Genomic DNA, 13,149 nt, shown 5'->3' on the forward strand with positions numbered 1-13,149 from the left:
AAAGAAGCTGAGCCTCAAAAACGAGGTTCAGCTTCTTTTAGTTAATGAGAGGTTTAGTTGTAGTAGGTTTAGGAGCTTTGCGTTTTTTCGGTGAAAATCCTCCAAGAAATAATTTGCCGTGCGGAACCAGCTTTTGGATGATGATTGAAGCACCGATTGGAACAACTAATCCAAAGGCAGTAAATCCAATGATGCCATAATTGAAGTAATCGTTTAACACAATATCAGTAAAGATGTGTAGATACATGATAGAAATGGAATGCTTTTCGATTTTCTGTAACCATTTTAACGACATACGTGATGCAATGAACTGAAATACCCCGACAAAAACTAGAGTCATGGACAGCGGAATAACTAAATCTAATATGAGGTGATCATAGCGTAAGAATTTCATACTTAAGTGATAATCAATCACTTTAAACCAATCAAGTGAAATAGCTGTACCACTGACAATCAAGCCAGTAATTAACCAAGGTTTTGTGACATTCTGCCAAATGTTTTTCATATAATATCCGAGTGAGAAGTAAACAACTGCCATAAGTGCCACGTCTATATTCCAAATCATCGGGATTGTTTGAGAAGCTTCATCAGGCGCACCTCCGACAACTCGCATCACAAACAAACTCTCTAAATGAGCAATCAGATAAAAGACAACCAATATCGCAATTTGTTTTGCACGATTAAAGTATTTTGTCATCCAAATAAAGAATAAGTAAGTAAAGAACAAAGTAGTTACGAACCAGAATACACCATAAGCACCTCGTGCAAAGCGACCTCCGATTACTAGTGTCCATAAATCATTTAAATACCAAGAAACATCCAAATTTCCTGATCCAATTTCCATACCGAAACGAATCACTGTAATTGTTACAAGAAAAAATAAATATGGTACGATTAACTGCATAAAGCGTTTGTGAATGGCTTGTCTTGTAAGCCCTTTTTCTAAAATAGGTTTAAAAAACATCCCACTCAAAATGAAGAAAGCAGGCATGTGGAACCAATAAATATATTTCGCAAGAGGGAAATCAAGTTGCCCAGGGTAGTGACCGATAACGACAAGAATCATAAGAAATCCTTTAGTAACATCCACCCAAGATAAACGTTTTTTCTCCATGACTAGCTCCTCCAATTATTCAAACTGATGTAAGTATATATCCGTTTAATAGTGGAAATAAACACTTGTTACTGAAATGAAATACAATAGACACAGCAATGAAAGAAAGGTGGAAATACTTGTGGACATTACCATATTGACAGTTTCGTTCCCTTTGGACGTTGAAACATCAAGTGAAATTCAGGCATTAGTTAGAAAAAGTGAAGCACTAGAAAGCATTAATTATGATCAAGTATTAAATCTTCCCGTCATTACAGACCCACTGTCAAAGGGCTTCGCGGTTCTTGCGTACGCGGGTGACGAGGTAATAGGGGTCATTACAGCAGTAGATATGATCGGTATTCATTCGTATGAATGGAGTGCTCTAGTACATCATGATTTCCGAAGACAAGGACTCGGACATGCGTTAATACTAGAATTACAACGAAACTTTGAAGTTCGCGGATGTGAAAGTGAACTTGCTCTTACTATTAAAGAATCACATACAGGCGCTGCTTTTTTACTGAAAGAAGGCTACGAATGGAACTTTTCTGAAGCTACATTAAAATCGGAAAATAGAACAGTCGCATTAAATTCAGAAGTGGATATTGTCCCATTCACATCGGAAAGACAAGACCTAACACGAATCCTAATGAGTGCTTTTGGTGACACCGAAGATGAGGTCCACACAATGATAGAGTTTAATGTGTCAAATCCATCTAGACATGTCTTTGTTGCCAAAAAGCAAGGGGAAGTCGTTGGTACAGTTACCGCTGTTGAAGAACGAGACACACTATGGATAACAGCATTAGCTACGAATCCATCACATCAAGGACAAGGTATAGGTTCCGCGCTACTAGCTTTTGTCCAAGAAGAAGGATTCCGAAAAGGCAGTGAAGAAGTGATGCTAGATGTCGAAATAGACAATGATAAAGCATTATCTGTATATGAAAAAGCTGGATTTAAACCAGTTTTACAAGTTGATTATTACGTAAAAACTCCCACAACTATTTGATAGGTTGCGGGAGTTTTTCCTGTAGTGAGCATGTAAATCGATGTGTGTCTTTTCCGAGAGGATTGGTGTTCATCTCCAGGCGAATGGATGGAAACCTCCAGTGAGTGGTTGGAAATACATGTTGAGTGGGCGGAAACCTCCAGTGAGTGGTTGGAAACACAAACTGAGTGGGTGGAAACCCAAGTGAAGGATGAAATACTGAAATTGAGTAGGTGAAACATCATTAAGGTAAGTTGTATGTGAAAATAGTCTGTCTTCCTCGTGAGGATTGGTGTTCATCTCCAGGCGAATGGATGGAAACCTCCAGTGAGTGGGTGGAAATTAAAGTGAAGGATGAAATACTGAAATTGAGTAGGTGAAACATGATTAAGGAAAGTTAGATAGAAGTTAGTCTGTCTTCCTCGAGAGGATTGGTGTTCATCTCCAGGCGAATGGATGGAAACCTCCAGTGAGTGGTTGGAAATACATGTTGAGTGGGCGGAAACCTCCAGTGAGTGGTCGAAAACACAAACTGAGTGAGTGGAAACTCATTCTGAATGGTCGAAAACAAAAAACGTTTCTTCACAATGGAAGAAACGTTAAATGAAACAATATTAGCTCAATAAAAAGTAATCGCGTGTCGGTGCAATTAAGTGCAGTTCATGCATCGGTCTTGTCATGGCGACGTACAGCAACTTACGGTCGATTGAATGTTTTCGGAAAGGTGTTTCAATCGCTACGATTAATACCGCATCAAACTCTAAGCCTTTTGCTAAATGACTAGGAACTATGAGTAACTTTTTCTGGTCAATATCTGAATGATCACTAAGCAATTGAATAGAAAGGAAATCTTCGAGTTGTCTGGCGATTGACTTTGCTTCAGTGGTCGTCTTGCAAATAAGTGCAATAGAATGGTGGCCACGACTACGTATTTCCTGTAGTAGTGTAACGATTCGTTGACCATCCAGTGTCGTCATTTCATAAAATTGTGGCTCTTTGCCATGACGAACAACAGGTTCAACTAAAGGTAAATCCTCATCCATTTGCTGCAAGATACCGTTGGCCATATCCATAATTTCAATGGTCGTCCGATAACTTTTTTGAAGCGTTTTATATGTAGCTCTTGGGAATAATTCAACGACTGGATCCCAGGAAGTAAGTGCTCGGTAACTGTGTATACCTTGCGCTAAGTCGCCTACCATCGTGAACATGTCCGTTTCTAAGCCTTCTTTCAAAGCGACGAGTTGAAAAATACTGTAATCTTGCACTTCGTCTATAAAAACTACACGCATTTTCCATTCATCAGGTATACCTTTTAGTCGAGCATGCATGTAATAAAGAGGTGCTAAATCTTCAACTTCCCACGATTCAACTGAATTCGATTGAAGGAAAGCGAGTCTTTGTTCGGCAGACCAGTGCTGTGTATGATTGTTAATTAAATTTTCATTCGTTACAAATGAACGATACATCTTTTTAATGTTCGCTTTCTTAAATCGTCTTAGATAAGAAGAAGCAGTCGTTTTTGATTCTCTTTCAATCAAGGGAATCCGCCGATCACGTTCATCAATAAACTTCGTTACTTCCGATTTGCGTTTTGCTGCATCACGAATCCCATTTAATGCTCGATCTAGTGCATCATCGTATTTTTTATTTAACATTAAGAGAATCTCTTTTTTCTTTTGACGGACGTGAGATTGTAAAATCACTTTGATGCGTTCTAATCGTTTTTCTATCGGCATATATGCAAAGTCATGAAGAAATAGTTTTTTTAATCTTGAACCGTGCATAATTCTATACCTTTCAATGAAAATATCTTCAAATTGATCGGCAACCGATTTCTCGTATTGTTTGAGGAAGGCATCTATTAATTCTTTGTAAAAAAGTGAACCTTTCATTTGGGATTGCCACAGCATCATTTCGTCTGGCTGATCTTGTTCAGTCAAAGAGGCTAACTTCAAATTAGAATCTTTTAGTTTCAATTTAATACTAGTTGCTTGTAAGACATATTCTTCGTAGGTGGTTTGGCAAATTTTGCTTACCCCGAGTTCTGGTAAAACATCCGCTATATAGTCCATAAACAATTTGGATGGAGCTAAAATCATTAATTTCTCAGCAGGAAAATGTTCGCCCATCGTATAGAGGAAATACGAAATACGATGGAGAGCAATCGTCGTTTTTCCACTACCAGCTGCACCTTGTACAAGAATAGGTTGTTTTAAATGGGCACGAATGATTTCATTTTGCTCTGCTTGAATGGTCGATACAATTTCAGTTAAGCGGACATCTGCTTTTCCAGATAGGGCTTCTTGCAGAAGCTCATCATTGGTCGTTAAATCAATGTCACGAACGGATTGTAACTCGCCTTGTTCAATCGTATATTGACGCTTTGAAAATAGATGTCCTGAAAAAGTGTCTTCTCGAACATCATATTCAATATCACCGAGGCGTCCATCGTAATACACATTCGCGACGGGTGAGCGCCAATCCACAATAATTGGCTCTTGCGTTTCACGGTGGAATAAAGACGTTTTACCGATGTACAACATTTCACTGTCTTCTCCGTCTTTTTGGAAATGTATGCGCGCAAAATAAGGTTTTTGCTGAATGGCTTCTAATCCCTCTTTTTGAGAACGAGCCATTTCGAAAAACCGAGCGTTTGTTAAAATGTTCATATAACTTAAACTTGAATCTAAGTAGTCGAGATCAGCCATCGAATGACGAATATTTTCTTGAGCAGATTTCACATCTCGTTTAGATTCGTCGAGTAACTGTTGCATGTATTTTTTGGTGTAGGTCAGGCGCTCTTGCTCTTGCTCAAAATCAGGATGTTTCTGTGTCATACAGTCCTCCGATATGAAGAATTTTGCGTCCTGCAAAGTGATGAAATGAAGATGTTGGGGTTTGAAAACAGAATAGAATCGTAACATAGTTTAATAACTCATTGCAATAAGAATTTTCGAAAAATTCAAGTAGTATATTAAAGTTTACTTGCTCATGTCATAATACAGATAGCCTAGTTGAGTGAAAGCAGAGAATAAAGGGGATTTTATGATGGACAAAAAATCATTAGACAACGGACAAAACCGTGCGGCACAAGGGGAATCGGGATTACATACAAATTTCAAAGAAGAAATGACATACGGGGATTACCTTCATTTAGATAAACTGTTAACAGCACAAGATGGGTTAAGTGATCACCACGACGAAGCTTTATTCATCATTATCCATCAAGTTTCTGAGTTGTGGATGAAACTCATCTTGCACGAACTTCGCGCAGCGATTACGAATATTGAAAAAGATGATTTACAGCCAGCATTTAAACAGCTTGCACGAGTATCGAAGATTCAAACTCAAATAATTCAAGGATGGGATGTTTTATCCACATTAACTCCTGCCGAATATATGGAGTTCCGCTCGTCACTTGGAAATGCTAGTGGTTTTCAATCATATCAATACCGCATGATCGAGTTTGCGCTTGGCTATAAAACAAAGCATGTATTGAAAATTTACGAAAAAGACGAAGATTTACTGAACACCCTAACGGATGCTTTCCATCAACCTGGACTATACGATGCGGCGATTCGCAAGCTAGCACGTGCAGGCCTACCAATAGATGAAGCCATTCTTACGCGTGATGTATCCACTCCGTATGAACCAAATGCTAGTGTTTTAGCAGCATGGACGACCGTATATCGAGATGTCGATACTTACTGGGAGTTGTATCAATTAGGAGAGAAACTCGTAGATATTGAAGACTGGCTTCAACAATGGCGTTTCCGTCATATGAAAACTGTGGAAAGAATTATCGGATTTAAGCAGGGGACAGGGGGATCATCAGGGGTCAATTACTTGAAAAAAGTTTTAGACCAATATTTCTTCCCAGAACTTTGGACATTGCGCACCGAAATTTAAGGAGGTTTTAGGTATGAAAATATATGCCCACCGCGGTGCATCTGGCACGCATCCTGAAAATACACTCGCTGCATTCGAAGAAGCTGCTCGTCTTGGAATTCATGGTGTCGAGCTGGATGTTCATTTATCAAAAGACGGAGAGTTAGTTGTCATTCACGATGAAACAATCGATCGCACGTCAAACGGAGTCGGATATGTCAAAGACCTAACACTTGCTGAATTACGTGCTTATGATTTCGGAAATTGGTTTAATGAAGAATTTGCAAGGGAATCAATTCCAACTTTAGAAGAGGTATTAAAGATATTTCAACAAACAGCACATCATGTGAATATTGAATTGAAATCAGACATTTTCCCTTATGAAGGAATGGGAGAGAAAGTTCTATATTTGGTAGAAAAAATGGGGATGTCTGATCGAGTGTTAATTTCGTCATTTGATCATGAAGCCGTTCGGAATTTCAAAAAATTAGCTCCCCACATAAAAGTGGCTATATTGACTATGGACGTGCTTGTGGATGCATATGATTACGCCCGTATTGTTCCAGCAGATGCTCTGCATATCTATTTGCCATCTGCGCATCGCAAGACGACCAAAGAAGCTTTACTCAAAGGTGCGATAATTCGCGTGTTTACCGTAAATGATGAGGTCAATGCACATGCTTTGGAAAAACGAGGGGTACATGCGATATTTACTGATTTTCCTGAAAGAATGAAGTCGGTGTTAGAAAAAGGGGAAGTTTGAGGGGGACGAACCTCAAAAAATGTCCTTTAAATGAAAAATTTAAAACAAAAGGGAATCTCCAAACACTTGGAGATTCCCTTTTTTAATTAATTCAGTTGTTCCACTAATTCTCGATTCACATCAGACTCAAACTGTTGTGTTTCGATTGAATTTTCATCGTAAGAGTTTTCGTCAAATCCGTAATAATATTCATTGCCTAAATCATCCGTGTATCCAATAAAGTAAATATTATTATCCCAAATATCTTCCTTCTCATAAACCAACTCGTTTATTCCTTTTACTAAGTCGTATTCTATCAAGTCCGTTCTTTCTTCACTATAATAATTAAATACATAAAGTGAAGCTTTCATAGGTTTAGTAACGGTCAGTTCTAAATTAAGGTGCGAGTATTTATAAGAATATTCATCGGATGGAGTGAAAAAGTATTCTTGCAACACTAGCCATTCTGGATACTCATCATCTGTAATTTTCCCTGTAATCGTCTTTGTTTTCCCTGCGTTATTAATGGCCTTTATGTTATAAGTGTACTCATCACCATAGACAGGATAATCTTCGTCATTATACCCATCCCACTCAAAGTAATTAATTTCTTTAGTGACTGTTGTTCCTGTCATTATAGTTCTTACCTTAGTGCTCCCGTCATAAATTTCAACGGTCACCTTTGCTGGCTCAGATAATTGATAATATACCTCTGCAGTTTTTTCATCATCGCCGTAATAAGTCCATTGCACGGTAGTTGGATATTCAATTTCAATAGGGGTTAAGGCAACATGCATATTCCCTGCGTAGGTATGAGTCAACTTATAAGCATCTACAATAGCAATTTTGTAAGAATATTTGCCTTCTTCAAGTAGGCTTCCTGATTGATCTTTACCATCCCAGACGAATTGTTGCTTTCCTTTTGCTTTGGGGACATTGAGTTCAACAGCTCGAACTTCGGTTCCATTATTTAATATTTGAATAGTAACCTTACCAGGTTTGCTTAAAGTATAAGGGAACGACGCATTTCCTTCAGCATTGAAATAGAAATCAGCCGAACCCTGAATTACGGGCTTAAACCAGTCTTGCAAAGTGAAAAGAGCTGATTTCACAGTTGCTTTATTTCCTGCAACATCACGAAGTTCAATCAAATAGTAATATTTTCCTTCAGCAACAAACTGCTTTTTATCATTCTTTCCATCCCAAGTTAATGCCAAGGCACCTTTTTTTATGTTTTTGTTGTTGATGATCTTTTTAATTTTGACTCCTTTGTCCGTTGTTACATAGGCGGTCAAATAGACAGTTTCATTGACATCGATTTTGCCGATGTTTTTTACTGCTCCGTCCATTTTGAAAATAGCTGGTGTCAAAGATGTTTTACCTTTTGGACTGATTGAGTCAACTGTTATCGCAAATTTACGAGAAGTGCCTTTGAGTTTATTAGCATCAATAACAGACATTGCAAGGCTGTAAGAGCCATCACTGACTTTTTTGCCTTTACTGTTTTTACCATCCCATACAATCGATTTCTTACCCGCTGAAACAGAAGTATTGTTAAGAATGGTTTTGATTACTTTATTATTTTTATCTTTAATTTGAGCAGTAATCTTGGCGTTTTTATTTAGTTCATAAGGGATTGTTAATTTCCCTTTAACGGGAGGTGAATAGATAGCTGATCCAGTAATCTTAATGGAAGGAACGACCTTATCTACAACTTTTAAAGCGGCACTTTTGTATACATTATTACCATTACCATTAACCTTAGCGACAATCTTATAAGTACCTCCAGCAGCATAATTTCCATTATCAAGAGTGCCGTTCCATGATGAAGAAACTTTCCCGCCTGACCAAGCTTTGTTTGTAATTAGCTTTTTAACAGTCGTGCCTTTCGAGTTTTGGATGTATAGAGATACTTTTGAACCTTTGAAAGCGCTGAATGCAATCGTTTTTTTATTTGAGCCGGTCATAGTAAAAGGTCCAGATGACAAAGTGATATTGGAAATAGGGGAAGAGGTTTTTTGAAGTGCTTTGTATGCATCTACACGTCCATATCCATATAAGTAATCCCAACCTGTTCTCCATAAATCGACAGAAGATTTTTGTAGAACGGTTTCCGCCTGCTCAGCTGTCATAAGAGGATTCTTAGAAAGAATTAGAGCGGCAACTCCGGCAACAACAGGGGATGCCATAGACGTTCCATTTTCTGCACGATACTTTCCTCCAGAAACAGTAGAATAGATACCTTCACCAGGTGCTGCAAAATCAATACTATATCCATAATTAGAAAAGTCGGTAATTTCATCTCCACTGTCAGTTGCACTGACACTAATTACTCCATTTAGTGAAGCTGGATAAGAATAGGCAGATGTGTTTTCATTCCCTGCTGCAGCTACAAGCAGGACACCTTTTGATTTTGCATACTCAACAGCAGAGTCGAGAATATTGCTGTAGTTGGGTCCGCCTAGACTCATATTTATGATGTCTGCATCGTGGTCAGCAGCATATCTAATAGCATTGGCTACATCATACATATTCGCCCCTGCACCCCTAAAAACATTAATAGGCATAATTTTCACATTCGGTGCAACTCCGGCTCCTCCGGATTTATTTAAAGTAGCAGCTATAATACCTGCTACATGGGTCGCGTGGTCATCAGAAGAAAAGGTTTTCCCTCCTGTAACAGCATTGTATGGGGAAACTATTTTACCTTTTAAATCAGGATGGTTTGTTTGCACACCGCCATCGATAACTGCAACGATTACAGAAGAGGCACCTTTCGTTTGATCCCAGGCCTTTGAAGCTTGGATTTTCTTTAAATGCCATTGCTTCGAATACATGGGATCCTTCGGTGTAAAACTATTTGTCACTTGGTAGTTTGGCTCTACATATTCTATCTGATTATGTTTTAATAAGTCTTCTGCCACTTTAGACAGATCAGAATTTTTTGGAATAGATACAAGAGTAAAGTTCCCAGTGTCTTGAGTTGAAATTTTTGTTAAATCTTTAGAATCTAAAATTTCCGTTTTTTGATTCTCTGTAACTGAAACTTTGAATTTGACAATCAATTGTCTAACTTCAAAGTCCTTAGATTCATCAAAACGTGAGTCCGTGTTAAATTTTGAAATCTCAGGTGTTACCTTTATTTCTTCTGCTTCAGAAAGCGAAGCGGGCAGCAAAAAACAAAGTAAAGTCATTAATAAAAATCCGATTTTTTTCATAGTACTTAATCCTCCTATAACGTTCTATTACTAGTAAATATATCATAGTTTAACGGCACGTAAATGGAACAGCTAGGAAATATTTACAAGTGTATATTTTATTATAAGTTACGCTTGATTATGTATTTATTAATGAAAAATTAATGAAACTAAACTTGTTCTATTGATAGAATTAGTCCATACGTAAGCCATGTTTTCAACGTGATTGAGTTATCATTGATCACTAACTGGAAAAATCCTTATTTCCCTTCGAGTAGGGAAATAAGGATTTTTATTTTAAAGCGATAAGAAGTAGGGTGTCACTGCTTGGTTACCATTTTGCGTTATGATCTTCTATACTCCCTAGTAATTGAGTTATAGCAAGACGTGAGCCATCTTGCAAATAAACCACACCGTTATAATAACCAACCATTTGATAAACATTAGACTTAACGAGGCGAGCGTTTAGTTTTGATTCGCGTTTGAAAAACGGAGTAAATGTTAGATTCACATCTTGAGAAAACTTTGATTTAATATGCCACGGTTTCATGAAGTCTGTTTCATCATGGGTGAAAATAACATCTTCTGAGATTTTCGACATTTTCCCATTAACAAAAACAGCATTTTCGGTCATTCCTGTACCATCTGTCCATTTCCCGCCGAAGTTAAGAGCTATACGCTTATGTCCTACACGTTGGGAAGCCATCGCCCAGTGCCAAGAAGCGGTTCTTGGCCAAACACCACGACCGTAATCAAGTATCGCGTAGCTTTCTTCTGGATTAAATAAATAGCGTTTGTCTCCAATTTTTACAAATCCTCGTGTCGGCAGTGTGTGATGTTTTGCTGTATGTTGAAATAATTGACGATTCCAAGGAATCACCACATTCAGCGAATCGTCGCCTTCAGGATGTTCTATGTGCAAATCAGCATGAAGCAAATCGCCATCAAAATTTGAAATCGTTACGGCCATATGAGTTTCATTTTGCATATGTAAAAGTTGAACACTCATCTCATTATTTGAAAACTTCACGGTTTCTAAAACTTGATTGGGCATATGCACTCGTTGTCCAAGTGGAATAGTGACTGTCTTCTCAAAAAAGCGCTGAGTTTCATAATCTAAGAAATAGACACAGCAAATGGTCGCATAATCTATATGGCGTATGGTGGCTGAGAACAAAATGTCTTCACCGTAAACACACCAATAATTCCATTTTTTCTTACGCATGAAATGACCAGATAAATTACTATCAATTAACGGTTTTCGTGAAAAACCGATGGCAGCAGGATTTAAATTTCCTTTTGAATCACATAAAGATATTGGTGCTAGGATCTCACGTTCTGCGTGTTGTTGTACTTTTTGCATCTCGCCACCCTCTCGCCTATTGAATCATCACTTAATATTGCTATATAATACTTATTGTACCAAAGATATTCATGAAGGGGTATTAGCTCAGCTGGAAAAGAATCAAGCATACAGTGTGAAGGTTTTCTGTGTAACCAGATATACTCCATCAAATAATACGGGGCCGTAGTTTAACGGGAGAATGACACAATGGCATTGTGTAGGCGGCAGTTCGATTCTGCTCGGCTCCATACCTTGAATCAATCAAATTTTATGTTATATAAAAATCGAATTTGAGTGAAGCATAACTAGCATTTTCACTATTTCTGGATTACAGAATAGGGAAGTGCTATTTTTTTATTGAATTCGTATATCACATACGTTTGACCTTGTTTAATATCAAGGTTACTTTTCAAAAAACGAAGCTTTTTAATTGAAAAATGAATTTTTATTCATTAAATCTCGGATTTGCCTACCATTTAATCCTAAAAGACGAACATTAACTAGTTATTTAGAACTTAATATTCACCTTTTTGTTGAATGTCTTTTATAAGTTTGTTATATTATCAACATAATAATTTTAATATTATTCTCGTATATGCTCGGTAATATGGTCTGAGCGTTTCTACCTAGTTCCCAATGAAAGAACTGGACTACGAGTTAAAGTATTCGGTCGTTTGGCTTTTTTGCCACTACCATTTTATGATTTAGCATTAGCTTATTTTTGCTTCATTATTTTTACTTTAACTTTCGTAGGTCTAGAAGGTAGAAATCATTCTATTTTCTAGACTTTTTTCTATGGAAAAAATCTTCAAACACCAAGGAGGAAAACGGAAAGGAAAGTGACCATAGTCTTTCTCAAATATATTTCACCAGTTTTAATAATAGTTTGAAACTATCATCATCACATTGTTTTAAAGATAAAGAATGGTTCGGCCGGAGAGAATATTAGGACTAAGGAGAGATTTTTAATGAAAAACAATATGTTAAAAAAATACGCTTTATTAGGAATTATTGCTTTACTGTTAGTATCGGTATTAGCAGGTTGTAATTCAACTTCGAAAAATGAAACTGTTAAAGAAAATGATCAAAGACCAATTATGATTCAAGGTCCAATGCCAATAGAGGCGGAAAAATTTGCACAAAAGCTAGAAAATGTTAAAGAAGAAAAATCAGGGGATTTTGTATTTTACATAGGAACTTTAGATGATTACCCCGTAATCGTTGCAAAAACAGGTAAAGGAATGGAAAATACAGCAGCAGCTACAGCAGTGGCGATTGAAAAATATAACCCTGTAGCAATAATCAATCAAGGAACATCAGGTGGACATGATCCGAATTTAAACGTATTTGATATTGTTTTAGGAAAAAGAACGACAAACCTGGGTGCTTTAAAAACAGGTGATAAGGGAGAAAACGAAGGAATTGATCCAACTACATGGAAACCTATGGATTTGATGGCTTCTGAAGGAAGTGCAGGAGAAGATCCTGATGCTGAAAAAGCTCGTTTCTACGAGGGTGATAAGGAGTTACTCACAGCTGCTAATGCAGTTAAAGACAAATACTCTAAGGGGAAAATTGTCGAGGGTACTATAGGTTCTGCAGACGTTTGGAATAATGAAGTTGATAGAATTAAATGGTTCCATACTAAGTTTGGAACATCTGTAGAAGAAATGGAGGGTGCAGCGGCAGCACAAATTGCTAAAGCTTATGATGTACCATTTTTGGGGATTAGAGTGTTATCTAATAACAAAGTGAATGGTGGTCAATACAACCCAGATACGGCAACTGCATGTCAGGAATATGTGTATGAAGTAGTTAAACAATATATATCTGCAAAGCCAAGCGAATAATTTAATAAAATCACATTGCTTAAGGTGTGATTTTCAG

The 13,149-nt window shown here is 37.4% G+C and carries 8 protein-coding genes, 1 tRNA gene and 1 riboswitch; of the genes, 5 read left to right on the forward strand and 4 right to left on the reverse strand.

Features of this window, described 5'->3' with window-relative positions:
* Positions 1 to 37 precede the first annotated feature (37 nt).
* Positions 38 to 1,114 carry an acyltransferase family protein gene (locus C8K15_RS03440; RefSeq protein WP_108585027.1) on the reverse strand — a complete coding sequence of 359 codons (1,077 nt, stop codon included), beginning with the start codon at positions 1,112 to 1,114 and terminating at the stop codon, positions 38 to 40.
* 121 nt (positions 1,115 to 1,235) lie between these two features.
* Here C8K15_RS03440 and C8K15_RS03445 point away from each other — a divergent pair, with 121 nt between their 5' ends.
* The gene (locus tag C8K15_RS03445) at positions 1,236 to 2,108 is read left to right on the forward strand and encodes a GNAT family N-acetyltransferase (RefSeq protein ID WP_108585028.1); all 873 of its coding nucleotides are present in this window, start codon (positions 1,236 to 1,238) and stop codon (positions 2,106 to 2,108) included.
* A 593-nt stretch (positions 2,109 to 2,701) separates the two neighbouring features.
* Here C8K15_RS03445 and helD read toward each other — a convergent pair.
* Positions 2,702 to 4,927: an RNA polymerase recycling motor HelD gene (gene helD / locus C8K15_RS03450; protein WP_108585029.1), complete on the reverse strand. Its 2,226-nt coding sequence runs from the start codon at positions 4,925 to 4,927 to the stop codon at positions 2,702 to 2,704.
* A 211-nt stretch (positions 4,928 to 5,138) separates the two neighbouring features.
* Here helD and kynA point away from each other — a divergent pair, with 211 nt between their 5' ends.
* Together kynA and C8K15_RS03460 are read left to right on the forward strand one after the other, a co-directional pair.
* Positions 5,139 to 5,999, forward strand: a complete 861-nt coding sequence (gene kynA, locus C8K15_RS03455; RefSeq protein ID WP_108585030.1) for a tryptophan 2,3-dioxygenase — start codon at positions 5,139 to 5,141, stop codon at positions 5,997 to 5,999.
* 13 nt (positions 6,000 to 6,012) lie between these two features.
* Positions 6,013 to 6,741 carry a glycerophosphodiester phosphodiesterase gene (locus C8K15_RS03460; protein ID WP_108585031.1) on the forward strand — a complete coding sequence of 243 codons (729 nt, stop codon included), beginning with the start codon at positions 6,013 to 6,015 and terminating at the stop codon, positions 6,739 to 6,741.
* An 86-nt stretch (positions 6,742 to 6,827) separates the two neighbouring features.
* On the opposite strand, the gene C8K15_RS03465 is transcribed toward C8K15_RS03460, so the two are convergent.
* Positions 6,828 to 9,938, reverse strand: a complete 3,111-nt coding sequence (locus C8K15_RS03465; RefSeq protein WP_108585032.1) for a S8 family serine peptidase — start codon at positions 9,936 to 9,938, stop codon at positions 6,828 to 6,830.
* 310 nt (positions 9,939 to 10,248) lie between these two features.
* Positions 10,249 to 11,280, reverse strand: a complete 1,032-nt coding sequence (locus tag C8K15_RS03470; protein ID WP_108585033.1) for a DUF2804 domain-containing protein — start codon at positions 11,278 to 11,280, stop codon at positions 10,249 to 10,251.
* Positions 11,281 to 11,439: 159 nt separating this feature from the next.
* On the opposite strand from C8K15_RS03470, the gene C8K15_RS03475 reads away from it, so the two are divergent.
* Together C8K15_RS03475 and C8K15_RS03480 are read left to right on the forward strand one after the other, a co-directional pair.
* Positions 11,440 to 11,510 (forward strand) — tRNA-Ala (locus C8K15_RS03475).
* 321 nt (positions 11,511 to 11,831) lie between these two features.
* Positions 11,832 to 11,935: riboswitch (purine riboswitch) on the forward strand.
* 295 nt (positions 11,936 to 12,230) lie between these two features.
* A complete protein-coding gene (locus C8K15_RS03480; RefSeq protein ID WP_108585034.1) occupies positions 12,231 to 13,112 on the forward strand; it encodes a 5'-methylthioadenosine/S-adenosylhomocysteine nucleosidase in 882 nt (293 codons plus the stop codon).
* The last annotated feature ends 37 nt before the right edge of the window (positions 13,113 to 13,149 follow it).

The sequence above is a fragment of the Paenisporosarcina sp. OV554 genome (genome assembly GCF_003058165.1).
In the GTDB taxonomy this organism is placed as follows: Bacteria; Bacillota; Bacilli; order Bacillales_A; family Planococcaceae; genus Paenisporosarcina.

What these genes read in the sequence shown, in the direction of transcription:
- kynA (WP_108585030.1), top strand. Translation starts at nt 5,139, where the DNA reads ATGGACAAAAAATCATTAGACAACGGACAAAACCGTGCGGCACAAGGG.
- C8K15_RS03460 (WP_108585031.1), top strand. Translation starts at nt 6,013, where the DNA reads ATGAAAATATATGCCCACCGCGGTGCATCTGGCACGCATCCTGAAAAT.
- C8K15_RS03480 (WP_108585034.1), top strand. Translation starts at nt 12,231, where the DNA reads ATGAAAAACAATATGTTAAAAAAATACGCTTTATTAGGAATTATTGCT.
- C8K15_RS03465 (WP_108585032.1), bottom strand. Translation starts at nt 9,938, where the DNA reads ATGAAAAAAATCGGATTTTTATTAATGACTTTACTTTGTTTTTTGCTG.
- C8K15_RS03470 (WP_108585033.1), bottom strand. Translation starts at nt 11,280, where the DNA reads ATGCAAAAAGTACAACAACACGCAGAACGTGAGATCCTAGCACCAATA.
- C8K15_RS03440 (WP_108585027.1), bottom strand. Translation starts at nt 1,114, where the DNA reads ATGGAGAAAAAACGTTTATCTTGGGTGGATGTTACTAAAGGATTTCTT.
- helD (WP_108585029.1), bottom strand. Translation starts at nt 4,927, where the DNA reads ATGACACAGAAACATCCTGATTTTGAGCAAGAGCAAGAGCGCCTGACC.